The sequence below is a fragment of the Amycolatopsis pretoriensis genome, assembly GCF_900107925.1.
GTDB classification, from domain to species: domain Bacteria; phylum Actinomycetota; class Actinomycetes; order Mycobacteriales; family Pseudonocardiaceae; genus Amycolatopsis; species Amycolatopsis pretoriensis.
Genome location: NZ_FNUJ01000001.1, coordinates 691123 through 713601, shown reverse-complemented (window position 1 = coordinate 713601; position 22479 = coordinate 691123). Strand labels below are relative to the sequence as shown.

At 70.6% G+C, this 22479-nt stretch carries 24 protein-coding genes; 9 read left to right on the top strand and 15 right to left on the bottom strand.

The window, feature by feature from the left end:
• The first annotated feature begins 11 nt into the window (after positions 1-11).
• Both helR and BLV96_RS03490 read left to right on the top strand, forming a co-directional pair.
• Positions 12-2168 (top strand): RNA polymerase recycling motor ATPase HelR, encoded by a 2157-nt coding sequence (helR, locus tag BLV96_RS03495; RefSeq protein WP_244180026.1) that lies wholly within the window; start codon positions 12-14, stop codon positions 2166-2168.
• Between the two features lie 72 nt (positions 2169-2240).
• Positions 2241-2840 (top strand): hypothetical protein, encoded by a 600-nt coding sequence (locus tag BLV96_RS03490; RefSeq protein ID WP_086674767.1) that lies wholly within the window; start codon positions 2241-2243, stop codon positions 2838-2840.
• A 14-nt stretch (positions 2841-2854) separates the two neighbouring features.
• Here BLV96_RS03490 and BLV96_RS03485 read toward each other — a convergent pair whose 3' ends face one another.
• The 10 genes from BLV96_RS03485 to BLV96_RS03440 all read right to left on the bottom strand — a co-directional run bounded on the left by BLV96_RS03485 (position 2855) and on the right by BLV96_RS03440 (position 12325).
• Positions 2855-3046 carry a hypothetical protein gene (locus BLV96_RS03485; RefSeq protein ID WP_086674791.1) on the bottom strand — a complete coding sequence of 64 codons (192 nt, stop codon included), beginning with the start codon at positions 3044-3046 and terminating at the stop codon, positions 2855-2857.
• Between the two features lie 113 nt (positions 3047-3159).
• A complete protein-coding gene (gene groL, locus BLV96_RS03480) occupies positions 3160-4851 on the bottom strand; it encodes a chaperonin GroEL (protein WP_086674768.1) in 1692 nt (563 codons plus the stop codon).
• Between the two features lie 11 nt (positions 4852-4862).
• Complete coding sequence (locus tag BLV96_RS03475) at positions 4863-5888, bottom strand: NAD(P)-dependent alcohol dehydrogenase (protein ID WP_086674769.1); 1026 nt, start codon at positions 5886-5888, stop codon at positions 4863-4865.
• Entirely contained in the window at positions 5885-6583 is a 699-nt protein-coding gene (locus BLV96_RS03470) for a metal-sulfur cluster assembly factor (protein ID WP_086674770.1), read from the bottom strand. Before BLV96_RS03470 ends, BLV96_RS03475 begins: the two co-directional genes overlap by 4 nt.
• Positions 6580-7617, bottom strand: coding sequence for an amidohydrolase family protein (locus BLV96_RS03465; RefSeq protein WP_086674771.1), 1038 nt, complete (start codon positions 7615-7617; stop codon positions 6580-6582). Before BLV96_RS03465 ends, BLV96_RS03470 begins: the two co-directional genes overlap by 4 nt.
• 40 nt (positions 7618-7657) lie before the next feature.
• A complete protein-coding gene (gene mimD, locus BLV96_RS03460) occupies positions 7658-8029 on the bottom strand; it encodes a propane 2-monooxygenase effector subunit MimD (RefSeq protein WP_086674772.1) in 372 nt (123 codons plus the stop codon).
• Positions 8026-9195 carry a ferritin family protein gene (locus BLV96_RS03455; protein WP_086674773.1) on the bottom strand — a complete coding sequence of 390 codons (1170 nt, stop codon included), beginning with the start codon at positions 9193-9195 and terminating at the stop codon, positions 8026-8028. The genes mimD and BLV96_RS03455 overlap by 4 nt, the downstream gene beginning before the upstream one ends.
• A gap of 8 nt (positions 9196-9203) precedes the next feature.
• A complete protein-coding gene (locus BLV96_RS03450; protein ID WP_086674774.1) occupies positions 9204-10232 on the bottom strand; it encodes an NADH:ubiquinone reductase (Na(+)-transporting) subunit F in 1029 nt (342 codons plus the stop codon).
• An 84-nt stretch (positions 10233-10316) separates the two neighbouring features.
• The gene (locus BLV96_RS03445) at positions 10317-11969 is read right to left on the bottom strand and encodes a ferritin family protein (protein WP_086674775.1); all 1653 of its coding nucleotides are present in this window, start codon (positions 11967-11969) and stop codon (positions 10317-10319) included.
• Positions 11970-12076: 107 nt separating this feature from the next.
• Positions 12077-12325 carry a hypothetical protein gene (locus tag BLV96_RS03440; RefSeq protein WP_086674776.1) on the bottom strand — a complete coding sequence of 83 codons (249 nt, stop codon included), beginning with the start codon at positions 12323-12325 and terminating at the stop codon, positions 12077-12079.
• 167 nt (positions 12326-12492) lie between these two features.
• Here BLV96_RS03440 and BLV96_RS03435 point away from each other — a divergent pair, with 167 nt between their 5' ends.
• Both BLV96_RS03435 and BLV96_RS51160 read left to right on the top strand, forming a co-directional pair.
• Positions 12493-14298 (top strand): sigma-54-dependent Fis family transcriptional regulator, encoded by a 1806-nt coding sequence (locus tag BLV96_RS03435; RefSeq protein WP_086674777.1) that lies wholly within the window; start codon positions 12493-12495, stop codon positions 14296-14298.
• Positions 14299-14591: 293 nt separating this feature from the next.
• Entirely contained in the window at positions 14592-14723 is a 132-nt protein-coding gene (locus BLV96_RS51160) for a hypothetical protein (protein WP_279627518.1), read from the top strand.
• 9 nt (positions 14724-14732) lie between these two features.
• Here BLV96_RS51160 and BLV96_RS03425 read toward each other — a convergent pair whose 3' ends face one another.
• Positions 14733-15443 (bottom strand): DUF4142 domain-containing protein, encoded by a 711-nt coding sequence (locus BLV96_RS03425; protein ID WP_086674778.1) that lies wholly within the window; start codon positions 15441-15443, stop codon positions 14733-14735.
• Between the two features lie 182 nt (positions 15444-15625).
• Between BLV96_RS03425 and BLV96_RS03420 the strand changes: the two genes are divergently transcribed.
• Together BLV96_RS03420 and BLV96_RS03415 are read left to right on the top strand one after the other, a co-directional pair.
• Positions 15626-16102, top strand: coding sequence for a MarR family transcriptional regulator (locus BLV96_RS03420; RefSeq protein WP_086674779.1), 477 nt, complete (start codon positions 15626-15628; stop codon positions 16100-16102).
• A 17-nt stretch (positions 16103-16119) separates the two neighbouring features.
• On the top strand, positions 16120-16533 hold the full coding sequence (locus BLV96_RS03415) for a DUF5655 domain-containing protein (protein WP_244180025.1): 414 nt from the start codon (positions 16120-16122) through the stop codon (positions 16531-16533).
• Between the two features lie 6 nt (positions 16534-16539).
• On the opposite strand, the gene BLV96_RS03410 is transcribed toward BLV96_RS03415, so the two are convergent.
• Positions 16540-17805, bottom strand: coding sequence for a YncE family protein (locus BLV96_RS03410; protein WP_086674781.1), 1266 nt, complete (start codon positions 17803-17805; stop codon positions 16540-16542).
• Positions 17806-17978: 173 nt separating this feature from the next.
• Here BLV96_RS03410 and BLV96_RS03405 point away from each other — a divergent pair, with 173 nt between their 5' ends.
• Complete coding sequence (locus BLV96_RS03405) at positions 17979-19109, top strand: helix-turn-helix domain-containing protein (RefSeq protein ID WP_086674782.1); 1131 nt, start codon at positions 17979-17981, stop codon at positions 19107-19109.
• Between the two features lie 54 nt (positions 19110-19163).
• On the opposite strand, the gene BLV96_RS03400 is transcribed toward BLV96_RS03405, so the two are convergent.
• Positions 19164-19709 (bottom strand): TetR/AcrR family transcriptional regulator, encoded by a 546-nt coding sequence (locus BLV96_RS03400; protein ID WP_086674783.1) that lies wholly within the window; start codon positions 19707-19709, stop codon positions 19164-19166.
• A gap of 102 nt (positions 19710-19811) precedes the next feature.
• Here BLV96_RS03400 and BLV96_RS03395 point away from each other — a divergent pair, with 102 nt between their 5' ends.
• Entirely contained in the window at positions 19812-20696 is an 885-nt protein-coding gene (locus tag BLV96_RS03395) for an NmrA/HSCARG family protein (protein ID WP_086674784.1), read from the top strand.
• Here the strand turns inward: BLV96_RS03395 and BLV96_RS03390 are convergent.
• The gene (locus tag BLV96_RS03390) at positions 20693-20902 is read right to left on the bottom strand and encodes a hypervirulence associated TUDOR domain-containing protein (protein WP_244180024.1); all 210 of its coding nucleotides are present in this window, start codon (positions 20900-20902) and stop codon (positions 20693-20695) included. The genes BLV96_RS03395 and BLV96_RS03390 overlap by 4 nt on opposite strands.
• Before the next feature lie 55 nt (positions 20903-20957).
• Between BLV96_RS03390 and BLV96_RS03385 the strand changes: the two genes are divergently transcribed.
• Positions 20958-21284, top strand: coding sequence for a DUF3140 domain-containing protein (locus tag BLV96_RS03385; protein ID WP_086674785.1), 327 nt, complete (start codon positions 20958-20960; stop codon positions 21282-21284).
• Here the strand turns inward: BLV96_RS03385 and BLV96_RS03380 are convergent.
• Positions 21250-22479 carry an FAD-dependent monooxygenase gene (locus tag BLV96_RS03380; RefSeq protein WP_086674786.1) on the bottom strand — a complete coding sequence of 410 codons (1230 nt, stop codon included), beginning with the start codon at positions 22477-22479 and terminating at the stop codon, positions 21250-21252. The genes BLV96_RS03385 and BLV96_RS03380 overlap by 35 nt on opposite strands.

Below are 22479 nucleotides of genomic sequence, written 5' to 3'. Positions count from 1 at the left end.
GAAGAGGGAATGTGACACAGGGGTACGAAGAAGAACTGCGGTCCGAACGCGACCACGTCGCCGGGCTGTACGCGCGGCTCGACGCCGAGCGCGCGCGGGTCAAGGCCGAGTACGAGGCCGCCCTCGGCGGCAACGGCGTCGGCGCCATGGAACGGGACGTCAGCGTGCGCGCGCTCGGCCGGCAGGTGAAGCGGCTGGACGTCGTCGACAACGGGCTGTGCTTCGGGCGGCTCGACGCCGTCTCGGGCGAGCGGACCTACATCGGGCGCGTCGGCCTGTTCGACGAAGAGGACGAATACCGGCCGGTGCTGCTCGACTGGCGGGCACCCGCGGCACGCCCGTTCTACACCGCCACCGGCGCGAACCCGGAGGACATGCACCGCCGGCGCCAGTTCCACACGCGCGGGCGGCGCGTCCTCGGCTTCACCGACGAGGACCTCGGGCGGCCCGGTGGGGACGCCCAGGGCGACGCGGCGCTGCTCGCCGCCGTCAACGCGCCGCGCGGCGAAGGCATGCGCGACATCGTCGCGACGATCCAGGCCGAGCAGGACGAGATCATCCGGCTCGACCACCCGGGCGTGCTGGTGATCGAGGGCGGGCCGGGCACCGGGAAGACGGTCGTGGCGCTGCACCGCGTCGCGTACCTGCTGTACACGCAGCGGGAGCGGATGGAACGCCACGGCGCGCTGGTCGTCGGGCCGAACCCGGCGTTCCTGAACCACATCGGGCGCGTCCTGCCGTCGCTGGGCGAGACCGACGTCGTGTTCACGACCACCGGTGACCTCGTCCCCGGCCTGCACGTCACGGCCGAGGACACCCCGGAAGCCGCGCGGCTCAAGGGATCGCTGAAGATCCTCGACGTGCTGAAGGCGGCGGTCGCCGACCGGCAGCGGCTGCCGGTCGAACCGGTGCCGGTCGTCCTCAAGGACGTCACCGTGCGGATCGACGCCGAGACCGCGGAGTGGGCCCGGCAGGAGGCGCGCGACAGCGGGCTGCCGCACAACGAGGCCCGCAAGGTGTTCACCGACATCGTCACGTACGTGCTCACCGAGCGCGCGATCGCCCGGATCGGCCGCGGCTGGCTCAGCCGCGACGACAAGGACGAGTGGGAGAGCATGCGGAAGGGGCTGCTGGCCGACCTCGCCGGCGACGCGAAGTTCACCGCGGCGATCGACGCCCTGTGGCCGATCCTGACGCCGGAGGAGCTGCTGTCCTCGCTGTACACCTCGGCCTCGGCGGACTCGCCGCTGTTCCGCGCCGACGGTTCGGCGTGGACGGTGTCGGACGTGCCGCTGCTCGACGAGCTCGTCGACCTGCTGGGTCACGACAAGACGGCCGAGAAGGCGGCCGACGCGGCGGCCGAGCGGGCACGGAAGGCCGAAGCCGAATACGCCGAAGGCGTCTTCCAGACGATGAAGCTGGACCGGGAGGAGATGGACGAGGACGTCATGCTCTCGGCGGAGAACCTGCTCTACGCCGAGGACCTGGCCGAGCGGTTCGTCGAAGCCGACACGCGCACGCTGGTCGAGCGGGCGTCGGCGGACCGGGACTGGACCTACCGGCACGTCGTCGTCGACGAGGCCCAGGAACTGTCCGAAATGGACTGGCGGGTGCTGATGCGGCGCTGCCCGGGCCGGTCGTTCACGGTGGTGGGCGACCTGGCCCAGCGCCGCTCGGCGGCCGGCGCGCGGTCGTGGGGCGCGATGCTGGCGCCGTACGTCCCCGATCGCTGGGTGTACCGGTCGCTGACGGTCAACTACCGCACGCCGGCGGAGATCATGGCGGTCGCGGCGGCGGTGCTGGCGGACTTCGCGCCGGACGTCGTGCCGCCGGAGTCGGTGCGGGCGTGCGGGGTCCCGCCGTGGTCCCGGCGGGTGACCGGCGACGAACTGCCGTCGGCGATCGAGGAGTTCGTCCGCGAGGAGGCCGGGCGTCCCGGGACGAGCGTGGTGATCGGGCCGCCGGGGGTGCCGGGCGCGGTGCTCGCGTCGGAGACGAAGGGCCTGGAGTTCGACGCGGTGCTGGTGGTGGAGCCGGCGGCGATCCTCGCGGACAGCGCGGCGGACCTCTACGTGGCGTTGACCCGCGCGACGCAACGGCTGGGCGTGCTGCACGAAGGCCCGTTGCCCGCCGCGTTGGCGGGGCTCGCGGAGGTGGTCCGGAGCTAGCGAGGGGTTCGGTGCCGGGGAGCGCGGGTACGTTGCCCGCGCCCGCGCTCCCCCACCGCGAAAGGCGTTCCGATGCAGTTCTACGCCGAACGGCCGATCCGCCGCACCGCCCAGCTCGTCAGCGACCTGCTCGCCCTGCTGCTCGTGATCTTCGCGGTCTGGCTGGGAACGACGGTGTACGACGAGGTGCTGAAGCTGCGCGCCCCGGGCGACGGGCTCGTCGACGCGGGCACGGGCCTGCGCGGGACGTTCGATTCGGCGGCGGACTCGGCGGGCGGGCTCCCGCTGGTCGGCGACGCGCTGGCGAAGGCGCTGCACGGCGGTTCGGACGTCGGGACCAAGCTCGTCGACTCCGGGCGGTGGCAGATCGAGGCGGTGGAGAACCTGGCGTGGTGGATGGCGGCGATCATCATCGCGCTCCCGGTGGTGACGCTGGTGGCGACGTGGTTGCCGCTGCGCTGGCACTTCACGCGCCGGGCGTCGGCGGCCGCCCGGCTGCGCTCGCTCGGGGACGAGGGGATGGACGTGCTTGCGCTGCGGGCGTTGACGACCCTGCCGCCGCACCGGCTGGCTTCGGCCGGCGAGGTGGCGACCGGGTGGCGGGAGCGGGATCGGGACGTCATCGGGGAACTGGCCGAGCGGGAACTGGCTCGCCACGGCCTGGTGACCTGACCGACCTGCCCGGTTCAGGCTCGCGGGCCCTGGCGGCGGCCCACCGAGCGGCCGACGAAGAACCCCAGCAGCAGCCCCACGACCAAGCCGATCGCGATGAAGAAGATCACCGTCGCCGCGGCGATCTTGCCCACCGTGCCCAGGAAGCCCTTCGCCTCGAATTCCCCGACCGTCGCCAGCGTCTGCGCGAGAACGTAGTGCGTCATGATCACCAGGATGGCAGCCGGGCGCGGCGGGCGCACGATGGCGAAGGTCCCCTCACCGGAGCTCAGGACACCGGTGAGGGGACCTCCGATCCCCGTGAGCCGCGGACGAAGGCTCAGCCCACGGAGGGACCCATCCCGAGGGACTGCGGCGTGCTCGCGTCGGGCGAAGGCTGGTGCAGCCCCTCGTCCAGCGGGCCGAACTCCGTCATCAGCGCCGCGCTGCCGCCCCACGGGGTCTGTTCCTCGGCGATCAGCGAGTTCGTCGTCAGCAGCAGGCCCGCCACCGACGCCCCGTTCTGCACCGCCGACCGGCACACCCGCAGCGGGTCGACCACGCCGAGCGCGATCATGTCGCCGTAGCGGTCGTGCAGGGCGTCGAAGCCCTCGTCGTCGCCCAGCTCCCGGGTCCGCGCGACGATCTCGTGCGCCGGGTGGCCCGCGTTGTGCGCGATGAGGAACGCCGGTTCGGCCAACGCGCGCCGCACGATCTCGACGCCGATCGCCTGGTCACCTTCCAAGCCGAGGCCTTCCAGCGCCTTCTCCGCGTGCAGGAGCGCCGCTCCCCCGCCGGCCACGATGCCCTCGGCCATCGCCGCCCGGGTCGCCGACAACGCGTCCTCGACCCGGTGCTGCAGCTCCTTCAGCTCGGCCGGCGTGGCCGCGCCGACCCGGACCACCGCGACCTTGCCCGTCAACGCGCCGATCCGCTCGGTCAGGACGTCCTCGTCGACGCCGAACTGGGCGCGTTCCAGCTCCGCCCGCAACTGGCCGACACGGAAGTCCACGGCGGAAGACGACCCCGCGCCGCCGACGATCGTCGTGCGGTTCTCGGTGACCCGGACCTGCTTGGCCCGGCCGAGGTGCTCCAGGGTCATCGTCTCCATCGTGAACCCGGACTGCCGCGAGAGCACCGCGCCGCCGACGATCGCGGCGAGGTCCTCCAGCTTGTGCAGCCGCCGGTCGCCGAAGCCGGGCGCGCGGATCGCGACCGACTGGAACGTGCCGTTCATGTGGTTGTGCACCAGCATGGACAACGCCGTGCCCTCGACCGTCTCGCCGATGACGACCAAGGGCCTCGGCGCGCGCATCACCTTGTCCAGCAACGGCATCAGCTGCTGCACCTTGGTGATCTTCTCCGCGCACATCAGGATGTACGGGTCGTCGAGCACCGCCTCCAGGCGGCCCGGGTCGGTGACCAGGTACGGCGAGAGGTAGCCGTTGTCGAACTCGAACCCCTCGACGAAGTCGACGCTCATCCCGATCGACGGCGACTCCTCGACCGTCACCACGCCACCGTCGCCGACGGTGTGCAGCGCCTTCGCGATGACCGCGCCGACCGTGTCGTCGTCGTTGGCGGAGATCGCCGCGACCCGCGCGTAGTCCTGTTCGGACACCACCGGGTGCGCCTGCTTCTCCAGGTGCGCCACCAGCAGCCCGACCGCGTGGTCGATGCCGCGCTTGACGAGCACCGGGTTGCCGCCGCCCGCGATCGCCCGCATGCCTTCGTGGACGATCGCCTGGGCCAGCACGGTGGCCGTGGTGGTGCCGTCGCCGACGACGTCGTTGGTCTTGATCGCCGCTTCCTTGACCAGCTGCGCGCCCATGTTCTCGAACTGGTTCTTCAGGTGGATCTCGCGCGCGATGGTGACGCCGTCGTTGGTGACCACCGGCGAACCGGTGATCTTTTCGATGATCACGTTGCGGCCCTTGGGCCCCAGCGTGGACTTGACCGCTTCGGCCAGCTTGTCCACGCCCGCCAGCAGCAGGTCGCGGGCGTCCGAGCCGAACCGCAGTTCCTTCGCCATGTTTCCTGCTCCTAGGGGGTGAGGATGGCCCGACCGCGCACTCGACCGGCGTCGAGGTCGGCCAGTGCGTCGAGAGCCGCGTCCAGCGGGTACTTCTTCGTGTGGAGCGTGACCTTCCCGGCCTGGGCGAGCACCATCAGCTCCACCAGGTCGTTGTAGGTGCCGACCAGGTTGCCGATGACGTTGCGCTCGGTGGAGATGATGTCGATGGTCGGGATGTCGATGTTGCTGCCGTAGCCGATCACGAAGTGCGACCCGGCCCGCCGGGTCATCGCGAACGCGTCCTGCTGGGCGCCCTGCTCGGCGACGAAGTCGAGCACGACCTCCGCGCCGTTGCCGCCGGTCAGGTCGAGCACGGCGTCGACCTGCTTGCCGTCGCCCAGCACCGTCTCGTCGGCGCCCAGTTCGGCCGCCAGCTTCAGCGCTTCGGCGTTGCGGTCGACCACGATCACGCGGGTCGCGGTGAGCGCCTTGAGCGACTGGATGCCGATGTGCCCGAGGCCGCCGGCGCCGTTGACGACGCAGGAGGTGCCCGGGTACAGCAGCGGCACGGCCTTGCGCACCGCGTGGTAGGCGGTGATGCCCGCGTCGGCCAGCGCCGCCACGTCCTCCGGCTGGGTCGCCGGGTCGAGCTTGATGCACGCCCGCGCCGACGTCAGCAGGTACTCCGCCATCCCGCCGTCGCTGTCGATGCCCGGGAAGCTCCCGTTGGGACAGTGCATGTCGTCGCCCGCGCGGCAGGCGTGGCACAGCCCGCACGTCGGCGTCGGGTGCAGGATGACCGTGTCGCCGACCTCGACGTTCGTCACCGCCGGGCCGACCTCGTGCACCCAGCCCGCGTTCTCGTGCCCGATCGTGTAAGGCAGCTCGACGCCGGACTTCTCGGCCCACTGCTCCTCGATGATGTGCAGGTCGGTGCGGCACACGCCGGCGCCGCCGATCTTGACCACGACGTCGAAGGGCCCGGTCGCGCGCGGCTCCGGCACTTCTTCGATCACCGGGTGCTGGTGGTACTTCTGCAGCCGCACGGCCTTCATCCCGTGCCCTCCTCGTCTTCGGTCAGCGCGTACCGCGCGCGCAGCATGCCGCGGCACACGCCGGAGTTGGCCTCCATGCTCGTGCGGGTCAGCCGGGCGAACGCCAAGTGGCGCTTCGCGTCGGCGGGAGCCACCGCTTGGCCGGTGGCCGGGTCGAGCAGCAGCGGGTCGCCGTCGTCGGCGGGCAGGCCCAGCTCACGGCGCCGGGCCCGCAGCCGGTCGAGGTCCGGGCTCGGCGGGACGTCGCCGAGGGTCAGCGACGTCGGGTCGAGCCCGGCCAGGGACCGGCAGACGCGGTCGGTGCCGGCCAGGACGGCCTTGCGGACGAAGTCGTACCGCAGGGTGTCGAGTTCGTCGGCGGCCTCGCCTTCGAACGACGCGACGAACCCCTGCCGGGCCGCCACCCCGCGGTTGATGACGTCGGACGCGAAGTGGTCGTCGAGCCGGATGTCGAGCGCGGTCAGGCCCGGCACGCCGGCCACGGCGTCGTAGGCGTCGGCCACCATCAGGAACGCGAAGTTGGGCGCGCAGAAGTACGTCGGCAGCCGCAGCCGGACGACGGCGTGGCCTTCGTCGTCCACTTCGCAGCGGGCGACGAACCCGAGGTCGGTGAGGGGTTCGTCCAGCTCGGGATCGCGGACGGTGCCCAGCGCCGCCCACACGGCGGCGCGGGCACCGAGCACCAGGGTGGTCATGAGTTCGGCACGCCGACCGGCTCGACGTTCTCCGGGTTCGCGAGCTTCAGCTCCTCGGGGACGTCGATGTCGTACAGGCGGGCGGCGTTCAGCCCGAGGATCTTCTTCTTCTGGTCGACGGTGAGCGGCGCGAAGTCCGACAGCTCCTCGTCACCCGGCATGTTCCAGTCCACGAACCCTTCGACCTGCCACTTGGGTTCCCAGATGGCGTAGTCCGCGCCGAAGATCAGCTTGTCCTCGCCGAGCCAGAACATCAGCTCGCCCATGACCTTCGCGAAGAACTTCGGCCGGGCGTGCATCAGGCCGCCGACCACGACGGCCAGCCCCGCGTAGACGTTCCGCTCCTGGGTGGCCATGAAGCAGAAGTCCTCGATGCGCGGCAGGCCGACGTGCTCGACGATGAAGTTGAGGCCCTGGAAGTTCGTCGCCACGTGGTCCACATCGGACACGTCGAAGGCGTCCTTGTCGAGGGGCCAGATCGTCGGTCCCTTGTGGATGTGGATGTTCTTGACGCCGAGCTCTTCGCACTTCTCCAGGTACCGCGCGGCTTCCGGGTCCTTGAGGCTCCAGCCGCGCGAGTCCCCGCGCCACTCGGCCGTGTACAGCTTGACGCCCTTGCAGCCGTACCGCTTGACGCGCTCTTCGAGCGCCTTCAGGCCTTCGTCGCCTTCACGCGGGTCGAAGGTGGTGTTGACGAGGAACTTGCCGGGGTGCTTTTCGGCGAGCGCCGCGTCGGCCTCGGTCGTGTTGAACCCGTTCTTGTACCACTGCCGCAGGTTGGTCGGCTGGAAGATGGCCGTGTCGACGTGCCCGACCTCGAACAGGTCGTGCATCATCAGTTCCTCGGAGTACTTCTGGAACCGGTCGATCGGCCAGTGCGTCTCCTGCGGGCCGAGCCCCTGGTAGGCGTGGAAGCACTCGATCCAGCCCTTGGCGTATTCCTCCTGGCCCTTCACCCAGTTGTCCGGGCTCGCGTCCCAGAAGTGGGTGTGGGCGTCCACCACGAAATACTTTTCGCCGTCTTTTTCGTACATGGTTGATCCTCCTGAGCGGGATCGAGTGCTTCCTACGGGATTACTTCAGCGGCTTGAGGTCGAAGTCGAGGTACTCGGCCGCGTCCTCGGGGTTGGCGAACATGATCGTGCGGTCGTCTTCGTGGATCATGCGCCCGTAGTGGGTGGACATGCTCTCCTCGAACTCGGCCGCGTTGAACCAGCCCTCCTCCTCGCCGGCGGCCTCGTCGACCTCGGCGTAGACGACGTCCATGCGGCCGACCGCGTCGACCCGGATCATCGACGGGAGCGGCGTGATGGTGACGTTGTCCTTCGTCCCCATGACCTCCGCGATGATCGCGCCGACCTGGTTGTTCATCAGGGTGAAGCCGCACATGTTGGACGCGGTGTTGTCCGCCTTGTACGGGCTTTCCGCGGTTTTGAAGACAGTCACTGGCCCAGCTCCTCGGGTGCCTTGAGGCCCAATTCGGACAGGATTCCGGCGAACCGGCTCTTCACGCGGTCGAGACCGTCCTCGAACCGGATCGGCTTGGCGTCGGGCTGCGACCACAGCGGCTGCAGCGCCCGGGCGGCGGCGATGCTCTTCGGCACCCACTCCTGGAGCCACTTCTGCAGCAGCCCGCGGTTGTGGTCGGCGAACTCCTTGTCGTTGACCAGCAGGTCGAACATCGGCTTGGTGTAGCGGAGGTCGCGTTCGGAGAAGTCGAACTCCTCGGCGCCGATCAGCGTCGGGGTGACGAAGTCGCCGTTGGCCGGCGCGGCCTGCTGCACGAGGTTGCTGCGGAACAGCTCGCCGACGAGGGGCTCGAAGACGATGTTGGCGGCGAAGATCGCCTCGCCCCAGTCCCAGATCCCGGTCAGCTGCTCGGCGGTCTCCCGCACGCCCTGCCAGGCCGGGTCCTCGTTCCAGGTCGAGAGGTGGGCCGTGCCGTCGAAGCCCTCGATCTCCTCGGTCAGCGTCAGGTTGTACAGCGCCAGGTCCTGGGCCGCGCGGATCCGGTGCATGCTGTTCACCGAGATCGCGTTGTTGTGCATGTTCGTCGGCGCCCGGCGGTTGGCGTTGGCGAACAGGTACAGGCCGAGGCCGTGGTCGACGTGCATCCACGCGCCGACGTGCTTGGCGACGAACTCGACCCAGTTGCGGTTCCACTGCTCGAACGCCTTGGCCTGGCGCGCGGCGTCGATGTTTTGGTTGAGCTGGCGCACGACGTTCGCGTTGTACCGGTAGAGGGTGAGCTCCCACTCCTCGTTGGGGTCGCGGAACTCGTGCCAGCCGTGGGCCGGCCAGTCGTAGCCCTTGCCGCCGGAGCCGGGGCTGCGTTCGGGCACCGGGCGGTCCGAGCCCCACGCCTTCAGCGCGGTCCACTCCAGCGGGTACCCGGCCTTGCCGTCGGCGAAGGCGTAGAGCCAGCCCTGGGACAGGTAGTGCCGCGGGTCGGGCTGGACCTCGACGGTCACGTCTTCGTAGTGGCTCTGCTTGCGCTTGGCCGGGGTGAAGTAGTTGTACTGGCGGGCAGTGGAGTCCGGGAAGACCTTCGCGCCCGCTTCGGCGTCGGTGAACGCCGGCTTCGGCACGCTGCGTTCGGAGGTGGCTGTCATGGGTTTCCTTACCCTTCGCCCGTGGTGGTGAACTTGTCGTAGAAGACGCGCTTGTCGGCGACGCCGAGCGCGGGCAGCAGTTCCAGCGCGGCTTCCACCATCGGCGGCGGTCCGCAGACGTAGGCGTCGGCTCCGGTCAGGTCGAGGCCGGCCCGGCGCAGGACGTCGGTGATCAGGCCGGTCTCGCCGTCCCAGGCGTCGTCACCCGGTTCGGAAAGCGCTGGGACGTAACGGAAGTTCGGCAGCTTCTCCTCGAGCTCCCGCAGCTCCGCCTCGAAGCAGAGGTCGTGCCGGCGGCGGGCGCCGTAGTAGAAGACCGCCTTCCGGTCGAGGCCGCGCTCGGCCATGGACCGCAGCAGCGCCAGGATGGGCGCCATCCCGGCACCGCCGCCGACGAAGATCAGGTCCGCTCCCGGGTTGTCCCGGAGGGTGAACACCCCGAACGGGCCGGTCACCCGGAGCCGGTCACCGACCGCGACATCGGCGTCGAGGAACCGGGAGAACAGCCCGTCGGGGTAGACCTTGATGACGAACTCCAGCAGCCCGTCGCGCGCGGAGGTGTTGGCCATCGAGAACGACCGCGTCTCTTCGGTGCCCGGGATCGCGAAGTCCAGGTACTGCCCGGGGAAGAACTTCAGTTCCTCGTCCAGGCGCACCACCAGGTGCCGCAAGTCGTGCGTGACGTTCTCGTTCGAGACGACCTCGACGGTCGCTTCCTGGATCGGCAGCCCGGACTGGATCATCTCCTCGTCGTAGTTGAGCAGCTCGATCGTGAGGTCCTCGTAGGCGTGGGCCCGGCACAGCAGCGTGAAGCCTTCCTCCTTTTCGTAGTCGGGGAGCGCGAAGGTCGAGTACCGGTCGTGTTCGACGTCGTCGCCGTCGAGGATGAACGACTTGCACGCCGCGCACTGCCCTTCCTTGCAGCCGTGCATGAGCATGACGCCCTGCTCGGCGGCGGCGCGCAGGATCGTGGTGTCCTCGGCGACGTCGATTTCGATCCCGACCGGCTCGAACCGGACGCGGTGCTTTTCCGCCATCCCAGCCCCGTTCCGGAGCTTTCACGTGAAAGCTCCCACCTGGGGGCGGCACTTTCACGTGAAAGTGCCGCCCTTCCCGTCTCGTCAGGCCTGCTGCGGCGCCGGGCGCCCGGCCGGGCCCTGGCGGTTGTAGTCGGCCACGAAGGCGGCCCGCTCGGCGTCGGTCATCTGGTTCAGCAGCACGTTCGGCGACTGCACCTCCGGCATCCGGCGCAGGTGGTCGAGCGTCCACATCTTCTTCGGGTCCAGGTTCAGGTGCGGCTGCGCGACCATGGTCTTGCCGTCGTCGCGCACGAAGCCCATGTCGGAGACGACGTCGGCCCAGTTCCAGCCGTGGTAGAGCGTCTCCCACTCGCGGGCGCCGACCAGCTGGCCCATGTTCGGGGTGTTGCGGCCCTGGTAGGTGGGCCGGAACGCCTCGGCGTCGGTCCAGCGGCACGTCTCCGAGCAGTACGTCCGGTGCTGGCCGTCGACCTGGTCGACCACCATGTCCTCACGGATCAGGCACGGCACCATGCAGGTCCAGCAGCGGTGCGGGTACACGTAGTCGACGTCCTCGGCGACGATCGGGTGGTGCCCGTTCGGCGTCGCGAGGCGGGCGTAGTTCTCCCACCACTTGCCGTACTTGTCGTACCAGCCCGGGTACTTGTACTCGAACCACTCGAAGTCTTCGTCGGTCATCGGGTCGATGCGCCAGTAGTTGGCGAGCCACCCGGTGGCGAAGAACTGCGCGACCTCGTGGACGTAACCCTTGTTCCAGATCCGGTTCCAGGCTTCCTCGATGAGGTCGTGCGGGATGACGAGCCCGTACTTCTCCAGCGGGACGAGGTAGGAACGGTAGTAGTCGTCGTAGATCCAGCGGCGCCACATCTCCGCGTAGCTCTCGCGGTCCTTGCGGCGGTCCTTCGTGCCGTACTCGATGAACGTGCCGATCGCGGCGTCGACGACGGCGTGGTTGTTCCACCACGCGTACCGCAGGTCGCGTTCGAGCAGCTGGTGGTTGCTCTCGTCCGACAACGCCATCAGCAGCGTCGCGTACCCGTTGCTGATGTGGCGGGACTCGTCGGACTGCACCGAGTGGAACACCGTGGGCAGCAGGTAGTCGCCGTTCGCGGCGGCCTCGGCCGGCATGGCGACGAACAGCGTGTTCGTGAACGCCGTTTCGGCGACGATCGTGAGGTAGATGCTCGCGGCGGTGATGGCGTCACCGGTGATGAAGCCTTCGGCGAACTGGCGCCCGATCGTGCCGCAGTAGTCGTTCTGGAAGTTGCGCAGGCTCGAGTTGAAGCCCGCCGGGTCGATGTAGTTCTGCATGTACAGGCGCTTGAGGTTCTGCTGGATCGTCGAGTGCCGGACCTCGTCGATCATCTGGATCGCCTGGCCGTTGTGCAGTTCCGGGTTCGGCACCGTGCGGAACAGCAGCGGCATCGCCCGCGCGGCCGAGATCTCGGGCAGCGGGATGATCGAGAGGAACAGCTTCTGCCACTCCAGCCAGCGCTCCTGCACCTGGCGGAACATGTTGCCGCGGATCGCGCCGTCCTCGGCGCCGTAGACCCGGTGGTCCTTTTCCTCCTGCATCGGGAAGTACGAGCGGAGGACCTGCTTCAACGGGTCCTTCTTCTTGGCCTTCTGGAACGTGTAGTCGGTCCCGTAGTGCGAAACCGGGGTGTGGTACGCCGGCTCCCACGACAGTTCCTGGATCTTCTGGTGGGCTTTCGCCACACTCTGGCGACTCATGGATCAACTCCTTGTCGGTCGCTCGCCGTCGGGGCGGACGTCCTGCGTTGACCATTGAAGGGGCGCGCTCGCGTGACGCGGGTCTCAATCTGAGACAGAACCGCTGCTCAGGGCGTTTCGTCCGGCCCGAGCATCCGGGCGCGCAGCTCGGCGAGCTCGCTGTGGACGCTCGTGCGCACGCGCGCGTCCCCCTCGACGGTCGGGGTGATCCCGAGCGCGCGCAGCAGCGCCGCGGCCGGTTCACCGGGATGGCCCTCCCCGCCGAACGTCGGGTGCAGGCCCTGTTCCGCCAGATGCGTGAAAACCAGGTTGACGATCGTCCACGGGTTGTACGTCTCCGCGGCCTCGGCGGCCATGGGCACTCCTCCTGGTCAGCGGTGGGTCGGACCTCCATCGGACCGCCGCGCGCGGGACCTGGGCGTCTCAATTTGAGACACCGCTCGTCGCGCACCGCATCTAGGCTGAACGGGCGGCACAACGGGTGTGCCCGCACCCACGTGGGCCGCGGGAAGCTGGAGGTCACGTGGACGAGATGGCGCCCGGAACCCTGCTCGCCGACGACGAGCTCGCCCGCACCCGGGTGCGTTTCCTGACGGCCGAACCCGTGCCGCCGGGCACGGTCCGGCAGACGATCCTGGCCTCCTGGCGGCGTTCGCAGGAGTTCCGGGTGGAAGCCGACCGGATCGATCCCCGCTACTTCGGCGACCAGAACCTCGACATCCCGCTCATGCGCGGCGCCGAACCGGTGCTGCACAAGCTGAGCGAACAGTTCGACGGCCAGCCCATCAGCCTGATCCTCACCGACGCCAGTGGCGTCGTGCTCACCCAGCGGACCGGCGACGCCGACCTCAAGCGGCACCTCGAACGCGTCGAGCTGGTACCCGGGTTCAGCTACGGCGAGCAGTCCGTCGGGACCAACGGCATCGGCACCGCGCTGGAGGACGGCCGCGCGACCACCGTGTTCGGGCACGAGCATTACGCCGAGCACCTGGAGAACCTGGCTTGCGCGGGCGTGCCGATCCACCACCCGATCTCCGGCAAGAAGATCGGCGCCGTCGACCTCACCTGCTGGTATAAGGACGCCGGCGGCCTGCTGATCGCGCTGGCGCGGTCGACGGCCGAGCAGATCCGGCAGGCGCTGCTGCGCCACAGCGACCTGCGGGAGATGATCCTCTTCCAGGCCTACCTGCAGACCTGCCGCCGGTGGACGGGCATCGTGCTGGCGTTCAACGAGGACATCGTGATGATGAACGACCGGGCGCGGCAGCTGCTCGACCCGGCCGACCAGTCGGTGCTGCTGAGCCACGCCACCGCGGCCCTGACCGACGGCCGCCGGACGTCGGCGACGCTCGCGCTGTCCAGCGGCCTGCGCGTGCGCGTCTTCTGCCGCCGCGTCCCGGGCCAGCGGGAGACGGACACCGCGGGCGGCGTGCTGTCGGTCAAGCTGATCGAGGCCGAAGAGACGCCGGCGGTGCCGTCGACGCCGATGCTGCCGATGTACCTGCCGGGCGTGGTCGGGTCGGCGCCGCTGTGGCTGCGCTGCGGGCACGAGCTCGACACGGGCCACCAGCGCGACGAGTGGGTCGCGCTGGAAGGCGAGGCCGGGACGGGCAAGCTGACCCTGGCGAAGGGCCTGCACCAGCGGCACCACCCGGCCGCGCGCCTGCTGACCGTGGACGCGGCGGTGGCGACCGGCACCGACTGGGCGGCCGAGCTGCTGCGCGAACACACCGACGCCCCGATCCGCACCCTGGTGATCCGCCACGCCGACCGGCTGACGGCGTCGGCCGCGAACGCGCTCGCCACGGCGTTGCGGGAGCTGCGTGAGCGGGCCGACGCGCCGTGGGTGGTGCTCACACTCGTGCCGGAGGCCGAGACGAAACCGGCGCTGGCCGAGCTGCTGAAGTCGTTCCCGCGGACGGTCCGGGTGCCGCCGCTGCGCCACCACGTCGAGGACCTCGCGGAGCTGGTCCCGCTGGTGCTGAGCAAGCTCGGCTACGGCGGTCGGCTGACGTGCTCGGCCGCGGCCCTGCACCTGCTGATGCGGGCGGAGTGGCCGGGCAACACCGGGCAGCTCTACCAGGTGCTGCGGACGGTCGCCCAGCGCCGCCGCGCGGGCACGATCCGCCCGGGCGACCTCCCGGCGGAGTTCCACACCGTCGGGCGGCGGCCGCTGAACCGGTTCGAGTCGATCGAGCGCGACGCGATCGTGAAGTGCCTCGAAGACGCCGACGGCAACAAGGTCCGGGCGGCGAAGCTGCTGGGCATCTCCCGGGCGACGATCTACCGCAAGATCCACGAGTACGGGATCGTGCCGCCGGCCCGCTAGGTTGGCGGCATGACCTGGCCGCCTCCCCCGATCGAGACCGCCGACCGGCTCGTGCTCGCCGGAGGTGGGCATGTACGTCGGCGGGTCCCGGCCGCGCGCCGAGGTCGGGGCCGCGGTGCCCGAGCTGCCGGGGCGGCGGTCCGGGTCGTTCGTGGTGGACATCGGCATGGTCACCTTCGACCCCGATGTAACTGGCGAGACCGAGATCGGCTACCTGTTCTCGGCCTCGGCGTGGGGCCGGGTACGCGCCGGAAGCGCTGGGCTGGTTCGCGTCCGCCCGGCCCGGCGAGCCGGTGGCGCTGCGCACCCAGACGGCCAACGCCGCCTCGATGCGGCTCGCGGCGAAGCTGGGGTTCACCGAGGTGGAGCGGTACGAGGACTACGGCGCCGAGCAGTGGCTCGGCCGGTGGTCCCCGGACCGCTGACCCCGGCCGTCACTTGGGCGGGTTCACCGCCGCGGCGACGTCGGCGATGGTCTGCGGGTCGACGAGCCCGGTGTCCTCCAGGACGTTCATGTGGTCGAGGACCGTCTGGTTGGCCTGCGTCGCATGCCGCCGGATGACGTCGTTCTGCGTGCCCGCGCGGACTTCCGCGATGGTCGCGAAGATCTTGCCATGCGAGGCGCGCAGCAGGTTGACGAACAGCCGGTCGAACTCGATCCCCTGCGCGGCGGTCAGCTGGCGGACCCAGCCCTGCTGCTCGGCGCTGGCCTGGTCCGGCAGCGTCACGCCGAGCATCCTTGCGTCTTCGCGGACGAGCTGGTCCAGGTGCGAGTGCCCGTCGAGCAGGTGCAGCCCGGCGCGCTTCACCGCGTCGCTGCTGGCGTGGCTCTGGGCAAGGGTGCCCGCCGGCATCTCCCACAGCCCGGCCTGGCGGACCTTCACCAGGAACGTCTTGTCCAGCTCGGTGACCGGCCCGGCGCCGACCGGGTTGTCCCCGGCGCCGGCCTGGGCGGCCGAGCCCATCCGCATGCCCGCCATGTCGTGCCCGTACGCCGGGACCTGCGCCTGCGTCGACCCGGGTGCGGTCTGGGCGCTCGCTTTGAGCACCATGACCGAGCCCACGCCGACCACGGCGAGCGCGGCCACGACGACCAGCACGGTCCGAGCCCTGGCCTTGGCCGTCATGCCACGGTGATCCGGCATCGTTCCTCCTTCTGGCAAGTGCCTGTACGGGGTACTACGGCTCCCGGCGCGAAGGGGTTCAAGCCAATTCTTCTTGTGCCGCAAGGGTTTTCCGACGTCTCATGTGGACGCGAAGAAGTTCCGGGCGAGTGCCGGTGCCCCCCATCTTGACCGATGCTCTTGCCGTTGGCAAGTATTGCTTCATGCAAACCCTCGAAGACGCGGCCCCGGGCGCCGACCCGGACGTGGTGGCCCTGGACGGCCTCACCCTGGTGCTGGTCGGGATCGCGTGGGAGTGCGCGCACACGGCGCCGCCCGAGGTCTCGTTCCCGCAGACGCGGTTGCTGCTCATCCTCGACCGCCTCGGCCGGGTGCCGAGCTCGCGGCTGGCGGCGGCGATGGGCGTGAACGCGTCGTCGGTGACCCGGCTAGCCGACCGGCTCGAGGCCCTCGGCTACGTGGCACGTGGGCGCGACCCGCGCAACCGGAGCGTGGTGACACTCGAGGTCACCGACGCGGGCCACGAGCTCGTGGCCCGGGTCCTGGAGCAGCGCCACGCGGCACTGGGCGCGCTGCTGGACCGGTTGCCGGCGGCGCAGCGGAAGTCCGCGGCGGCGGCGGCCCGGCGGCTGGTCAACGCGGCCGCGACGATCCCCGCGCTCGGCCCGGCGCCGCTGTGAGTGCCATCCTGGACGGCATGCCGACCCGGTGGACCTGCCCGCGGTGCGACCGCGAGTTCGCGCGCACCGGCCAGGGCCACACGTGTGTCCCGGGCTGCACGGTCGAGAAGACGTTCACCGGCCGCGACCCGAAGTTCCGCGCGATCTACGACGCCGTCGTCGCGCACCTGCGGACCCTCGGCGACGTCCACGAGGACGCCGTCAAGGTCGGGGTGTTCCTCAAGCGGGACCGGAAGCTCGCCGAGCTCCGGCCCCGCTCGCGGGACGTCCTCGTGTACCTGTTCCTGCCGCGGCCGGTCGAGACGAACCGGATCGCCCCGGCGCGGTGGGCGTCGGGGCCCCGGGTGGGACACCAGCTGAAGCTGCGCGAAGTGTCCGATGTGGACGACGAAGTCCGCGGCTGGTTCACGCTGGCCTACGACTTCTCCTGAGCCGGCTCAGGCGGCCGGGCCGGTCCAGCCCTCGGGGACGTGGCCGATGCGGACCCGCTGCGGGTGGTCACCCACCGGCACCGAAACCAGCTTCTGCCCCGTCGCGAAGTCGATCGCCGTCACCTGGTCCGCGCCGGCCTCGGAGATGACGCACGCGCTGCCGTCGCCGCTCACCGTGGCCCAGTACGGTTTCACCGCCGGCACCAGCGCGCCCTGCTGCAGGGTCGCGCGGTCGACGACCGTGGCGTAGTCGTCCATCGTCCCGGCGACACAGAGCTTGGTGCCCGCCGGGTTCATCGACATGCCGTGGTGGCGGGAGTCGTTGACGAACGTGGTGCGGTCGTCGCTCGTGGCCGGGTTCTTCGGCAGCTCCTTGAGCCGGGTGATCTTGTCGGTCGCGACGTCGTACTCCAGGAAGCCGTTGAAGAACGACACCTGGAAGTACAGTTTGGACTCGTCCGGGGTGAAGGCGACCGGCCGGACGGCGTCCGAGAGGTCGCGGCGCCCGAAGGCGTCGAGGCGGTCGCGCATGTCGATCACCTTGACCTGCCGGAAGGTCGTGGTGTCGACGACCGTGATGTGCCGGTCCCCCTTGGTGAAGTCCCAGCCGGGGTCGTCGAGGTTCGTGTCGACGTTGCCGATCGACATGTTCCACAGGTACCGGCCGCCGCCGGTGAAGACGTTCTCGTGCGGCTTGTCCCCGGTGGCGAACGAGCCGACCTGCTGCCCGGTCACGATGTCCAGCACGTGCACGGTGTTCGACGTCGAGGCCGAGACGGCGACGCGGCGGCCGTCCGGCGAAACCGCCATGTGGTCGGCGCGGAAGCCGGAAACCGGGAAGCGCCAGTTGATCCGGCCGGTGGCCAGGCTGATCGAGACGACGTCGGCGAAGCTCGGCCGCGACGCCACCACCGACGCCCCGTCCGGGGTCGTGTACATGTCGTCGACGAACTGGTCGTGCCCCTCCCCCGGCCCGTTGCGGATACCGAGGAAGAACGCCAGCTTGATCGGGTTCAGGTAGATCTCGCGGAGCCGGTCGTCCTTGTCCGGGATGATGTTCACGCGCCCGATCTTCGCGAAGGAGCCGCGCGAGGCGATGACGTCGGCCGTCCCCTCCCAGTTGTTGCCGACGAACATCACCTCCCGCAGCGCCGCGGGCGCGCCGGTCGCGGGCACCGCCGCGCCGGTCGCCAGCAGGGCGACGGCGGAGGTCGGGTACGCCAGGCGCGAGAGGTAGGACCGCCGTCGGCGGGTTCTCGGGGAAGTGCGCACGGGAAACACCTTTCGACGCTGAACAGGTGCGGCGGTGGTTTTTGCGCTGGACAGGGGTTACTGTCCGGTATCGCCACGATAACCGGGTACCGGAGCCCGTCCGGTAGGGTCGGCCGCCCAACGTCGCCGGTGCCCGGTTGTGGCGGTGCCACAACGGTTTCGGGAGGTGCCCGGTGACGCCGCTGCTCCGCCGGATCCTCGACGAGCTGGCCGCGGACGAGACCGTGCTCGACGAGCTCGTCAAGGCGGCGCGCAGCGAGTCGCCCGAGGTCGCACGCCTGCCGGAGGCCGAAAACCGGCGGCACATCCAGGTGCTGCTGTCCGCGGCGTTGCGGGCGACGGCGAGCCCGGACGGCCCGGCGCGAGAGGACTACACCACCGCCGAGGCGCTCGGCGCCGACCGCGCGGCGCAGGGTGTCCCGCTCACCGGACTGCTGCGCGGGGTCCAGGCCGGCCGCACGCACGCGGCTCGCGTCGCGGTCGCGCGCGCCCGGGCGGCGGGCGTGCCCGACGAGCTCATCCTCGAAACCGTCCTCGACGCCGACCGCTACACCGGGGCGCTGGAGCACCACATCGTCAAGGGCTACCACGCGGCCGAGCTCCAGCTGTCCCGCACGGTGCGCGACGCCCGGACGCAGCTGCTGCGGACGTTGCTGCTTTCGGGGCACCCGCCGACGCCCGAGGAGCTCCGGCGGGCGGGGCTGCACCCGGACGTCCGGTACTTCTGCGTCGTGTCGGACGTCAGCGACCCGGCCCAGGCGCGGACGCTGGAGCAGGCGCTGCTGGCGTTCGGCGGGGTGTACGGGCTGGTCGAGGGCCGGCTGACCGGCTTGGCCGTGCGGTCACCGGCCGGGGTCGCGCTCTTCGAAGGTGCTTCGCTGGTGGTCGCGCCCCCGGCGGCGTTGCCGGCACTGCGCGAGGTGCACCGGCTTTGCACGGCGGCGGCGCGCATCGCCGGCCCCGGCTACCACGACGTGACGGCACTGGCGGGCGAGATCGCGTTGACGGCCCAGCCCCTGCTGGCCGACCTGCTGACGACGGCCCTGCTCGGCGCGCTGGATCCGGCGAACCCGTTCCACCGCGAGCTGGCGGCGACGGCGCTGGCGTACCTCGACCACGGCCAGCGCCTGCGCCCGACGGCGGAAGCCCTGCACCTGCACCCGAACACGGTCCGGTACCGGCTGGACCGGCTGGCGGAGCTGACACCGTTGCCGTGGGCGGAGAACACGGGCGGCCGGGTCCTGGACGCGGTGCGCTCGTGGTGGGCGCTGCACCACTGGCTCACGGCTTCCGAACGCCCATGAGGGTGCGGTTCACGGCGACCCTGATTCGCGAGCGCGGCGGCCGGCCCCACCGGCTCAGCGCGCCGGGCTGATCCCCCGCACCGCCAGCTCCAGCAACCGCTGCGCCTCGGCCGCCGGGGCGCGGTGGTGCTCGGTGGCCAGCACGATCCCCGTCACCACCGCGATCAGGTCCGCCGCCGTGACGTCCGCGCCGACCGCGCCCGCCTCGGCCGCTCGGCGGACCAGCGGCTCGCTCGCCGCCGTCATCGTCGTCGAGCACGCGTGCGCCATCGACTCCTCGTCGCGGACCAGCGCCGTCGCCAGCCCTCGGGCCGTCGCCGCGTAGGTCGTCAACGCGCGCAGCCAGTCCAGCAGGGCCGTGCGGGCGTCCGGCGCCTCCGCCAGTGAGCGGGCCCGCTCGGCCAGCGCGTCCAGCTGCCGCCGGAACACCGCCTCCAGCAGCGCCGGCCGGGTCGGGAAGTGGCGGCGGACCGTCGCCGAGCCGACGCCCGCCGTCCGGGCGATCTGCTCCAGGGACGCGTCGGCGCCGCGCGCGGCGACCTCCTCCTCGGCGACGGCGAGGATGCGCGCGTAGTTGCGGCGGGCGTCGGACCGCGGCACGGACCACCTCCGGAACAGGAAGTGGCGGGGGCCGCCACTTAGTCGCTAGTGTAGCGAGCACGAAGTGGCGGGCCCCGCCACTTATCGGTCCGAGGAGTTCCCATGTCCCCCGTCCTGGTCACCGGCGCCACCGGCAAGCAAGGCGGCGCCACCGCGCGCGCCCTCCTGAAGGCCGGCGTGCCCGTCCGCGCGCTCGTGCGAAACCCCGGCAAAGCGGAGGCTCTCCGCAGGTCAGGCGCCGAAATCGTGCAGGGCGATCTTTACGATCCGGCCTCGCTGGCGCCCGCCGTGAAGGGCGTGCGCGGCGTGTTCTCCGTCCAGATGCCCGACCTGACGAACCTCGACGGCGACTCCGAGTGGGTCCAGGGCCGCAACCTCGTCGACGCCGCCCGCGACGCCGGGGTGCCGCAGTTCGTGCACACGTCCGTCTCCGGCGCCGGGCAGCACCGGTCCGTGCCCGGCTGGGCGGAGGGCCGCTGGGCGTCGATGGAGCACTACATGGAAACCAAGACGGCGATCCAGGACCGCGTCCGCGACGCGGGCTTCGCGCACTGGACGCTGCTCAAGCCCGGGTTCTTCATGGAGAACTTCCTGCCGCCGTCGTTCCTCCTGCCGCACGGCCGGCTCGTCACGACCATCAAGCCCGCGACCGAGCTGGCCCTCGTCGCGGTCGACGACATCGGCGCGGCGGCGGCCGCCGCGTTCGGAGACCCGGCGCGCTTCGACGGCGTGGAGCTGGAGCTGGCGAGCGAGCTGATGACCATGACGGAGGTCGCCGAGGTCCTGTCGCACGCGCTCGGCGTCGAGCTGACGGCCCCGGACATGACGGCCGAGCAGGCGATCGCCGCGGGAGCGCCGTCGTTCGCCGTCCGGCACGAGTGGCAGAACGAGGTCGGCCACCCCGCGCGCCCCGAGTTCGCCCGGGCGCTCGGCATCCCGCTGACCACCTTCGCGGAGTGGACCCGGAAGTACCTCGCGAACAGCTAGGCCTTGTGCAGCTTGTCCGGGTGGTGCACCGCGGTCTTCCCGGTCTTCTCGCTCTTCACCAGGTACTGCGGCTCCTCCGGCGACGCCTTGACGTCCCGCTTGCCCGCATGGGTGTCCTTGGTGATCTTCTCCTCGACCGTCCCGACGGAACTCTGGTTGCCCGCGTCCCAGCGGACGCGGTCGCCCTTCTTGAAGTCCTTGCTCACGAGAACCACCTCCTCGGGTGGGCATACCCCTGTTCGCAGCGGGTATGCGTCCCGAATGGACGACGAAGAGACCCGCCGCGAGTTCGGCGAGAACGTCAACATGACCGCCAAGCAGCTCGAAGAGTGGCTCCAGACCGACGAGTCCAAGGACGCCGGGCAGCACAAGAACGGTGGGGAGTCCGTCGGGCACGAGTCCGGCCGGCGGATCATCGGCATCCTGAACAAGAAGAAGGACGACGTCTCCGCCGACGACCTCGCCCACATGCGCAAGGTCGTCGGCTACGTCCACCGCCACCTCGCGCAGCGGCCGTCCGGGGACGTGCAGGAGACGACCTGGCGATACTCGCTCATGAACTGGGGGCACGATCCGCTGAAGAAGTGAAGTCCTTGAGCACCAACGCGTTCGCCGCCTCACGGATCGGGCGGGCCATCTGCTCCAGGACGCGGTTGCGGCCCGGGAGGTACGGCATCAGCTTGATCATCCGGGTGTTGAACCACGCGAACGCGCGCGACTGCGGAATGATCCCGCGCAACGCCGTCTTCGCCAGCGCCTGGTTCTTCTCGATGTACGGCCGCATCTCGCGCTCGTAGGCGGCGAACGCCACCGTGTGGTCGCCGGCTGCCGCCGCCAGTTCGCCCGCCAGGACGTACGCACCCGCCAACGCGAGGCTCGTACCTTGTCCCGACGCCGGCGAGGGGCAGTACCCCGCGTCGCCCAGCAGGGTCACGCGGCCGGCCGAGAGGCGGTCCATGACGATCTGGCACACCGGGTCGAAGTAGAAGTCGCCGGCTTCGCGCATCGCGGCGAGCAGCGCGGCGGTTTCCCAGCCCAGGCCGGCGAACTGGTCGGCGACCAGGTCCTTCTGGCCCTCGACGTCCCGGCGGTCGTAGCTCAGCGGCGGGGCGCTGAACCAGAACGCCGCCTTCGCGTCGTCGGCGCGGGCGGTGCTGTAGACGTTCACCATCTTGCCCGCGGCCGCCGAGTGCAGCAGTTCCCAGCGGTCCAGCTGATGCGTGTTGGGCACGGTCAAGATCGAGATGTAGGCGTCGAACCGGCGCAGGAAGTCCTCCTCCGGGCCGAACACGAGCGCGCGGACGCCGGAGTGCAGGCCGTCGGCGCCGACGACCAGGTCGAACCGGCGCGGTGCCCCGTGGGCGAACGTCACGTGGACGCCGTCGGCGCGCTCGTCCAGGCCGGTGATCCAGTCGCCGAACACGTACTCGGTGTGCTCGCGGGTCGCGTCGTAGAGGATCTTCGCGAGGTCGCCGCGCAGGATCTCGGTGTCGTCGCCGTGGCGGAAGCCGAACGTGTCGGCGTCGAGCGTCGCGATCTCCTTGCCGCGCTTGTTCACGAACGCCGCGCCGCGCATGTCGGTGCTCGCCGCGTGCACCTCGTCGAGAAGACCCATCCGGCGGACGACGCCGACCGCGACGCCGCGGATGTCGACCTTGTAGCCGCCTTCGCGCAGGCTCGGCGCGCGCTCGACGACGGTGGGGCGGAAGCCGTGGTGGTGCAGCCACCAGGCGAGGGCGGGGCCGGCGACGCCGGCGCCGGAGATCAGGATCGTCTTCGTCAT

What these genes read in the sequence shown, in the direction of transcription:
- BLV96_RS03490 (WP_086674767.1), top strand. Translation starts at nt 2,241, where the DNA reads ATGCAGTTCTACGCCGAACGGCCGATCCGCCGCACCGCCCAGCTCGTC.
- BLV96_RS03485 (WP_086674791.1), bottom strand. Translation starts at nt 3,046, where the DNA reads ATGACGCACTACGTTCTCGCGCAGACGCTGGCGACGGTCGGGGAATTC.
- groL (WP_086674768.1), bottom strand. Translation starts at nt 4,851, where the DNA reads ATGGCGAAGGAACTGCGGTTCGGCTCGGACGCCCGCGACCTGCTGCTG.
- BLV96_RS03475 (WP_086674769.1), bottom strand. Translation starts at nt 5,888, where the DNA reads ATGAAGGCCGTGCGGCTGCAGAAGTACCACCAGCACCCGGTGATCGAA.
- BLV96_RS03470 (WP_086674770.1), bottom strand. Translation starts at nt 6,583, where the DNA reads ATGACCACCCTGGTGCTCGGTGCCCGCGCCGCCGTGTGGGCGGCGCTG.
- BLV96_RS03465 (WP_086674771.1), bottom strand. Translation starts at nt 7,617, where the DNA reads ATGTACGAAAAAGACGGCGAAAAGTATTTCGTGGTGGACGCCCACACC.
- BLV96_RS03455 (WP_086674773.1), bottom strand. Translation starts at nt 9,195, where the DNA reads ATGACAGCCACCTCCGAACGCAGCGTGCCGAAGCCGGCGTTCACCGAC.
- BLV96_RS03450 (WP_086674774.1), bottom strand. Translation starts at nt 10,232, where the DNA reads ATGGCGGAAAAGCACCGCGTCCGGTTCGAGCCGGTCGGGATCGAAATC.
- BLV96_RS03445 (WP_086674775.1), bottom strand. Translation starts at nt 11,969, where the DNA reads ATGAGTCGCCAGAGTGTGGCGAAAGCCCACCAGAAGATCCAGGAACTG.
- BLV96_RS03440 (WP_086674776.1), bottom strand. Translation starts at nt 12,325, where the DNA reads ATGGCCGCCGAGGCCGCGGAGACGTACAACCCGTGGACGATCGTCAAC.
- BLV96_RS03425 (WP_086674778.1), bottom strand. Translation starts at nt 15,443, where the DNA reads ATGCCGGATCACCGTGGCATGACGGCCAAGGCCAGGGCTCGGACCGTG.
- BLV96_RS03420 (WP_086674779.1), top strand. Translation starts at nt 15,626, where the DNA reads ATGCAAACCCTCGAAGACGCGGCCCCGGGCGCCGACCCGGACGTGGTG.
- BLV96_RS03415 (WP_244180025.1), top strand. Translation starts at nt 16,120, where the DNA reads ATGCCGACCCGGTGGACCTGCCCGCGGTGCGACCGCGAGTTCGCGCGC.
- BLV96_RS03395 (WP_086674784.1), top strand. Translation starts at nt 19,812, where the DNA reads ATGTCCCCCGTCCTGGTCACCGGCGCCACCGGCAAGCAAGGCGGCGCC.
- BLV96_RS03385 (WP_086674785.1), top strand. Translation starts at nt 20,958, where the DNA reads ATGGACGACGAAGAGACCCGCCGCGAGTTCGGCGAGAACGTCAACATG.
- BLV96_RS03380 (WP_086674786.1), bottom strand. Translation starts at nt 22,479, where the DNA reads ATGACGAAGACGATCCTGATCTCCGGCGCCGGCGTCGCCGGCCCCGCC.